This is a genomic window from Acinetobacter sp. 24-47-62 (genome assembly GCF_056779765.1).
The window spans coordinates 1-299 of record NZ_JBWYIN010000048.1 but is presented as its reverse complement, the minus strand read 5'-3'; the positions used below and the strand labels follow the sequence as shown (position 1 = coordinate 299).

Genomic DNA, 299 nt, shown 5'->3' with positions numbered 1-299 from the left:
GGGACCTGCAGGAGAAGAAATCCATGTCGATGAATGGGGACGCATCAAAGTACGCTTCCTATTTACCCGAGCAGAAGACCACCAATTTGATAGCGGTGCAGGCAGTAATAACAACGACACCGATTCAGCTTGGGTCGATGTACTGACCCCATGGGCAGGCGAAGGCTATGGCGCACGCTTCCTCCCTCGAATCAATGAAATCGTGGTCATCGACTTCTTTGACGGCAACATCGACCGTCCCTTTGTGGTGGGCCGCCTACATGAAGCCCAACGCAGCCCAACCCGATTTGACAGTCAAG

Annotated in this window: 1 protein-coding gene; it reads left to right on the top strand. The window is 53.5% G+C overall.

Annotation, left to right across the window (positions count from 1 at the left end):
- A partial coding sequence (locus AC1M87_RS14830) for a phage baseplate assembly protein V (protein ID WP_481594129.1) occupies positions 1 to 299 on the top strand: 299 nt, incomplete at both ends.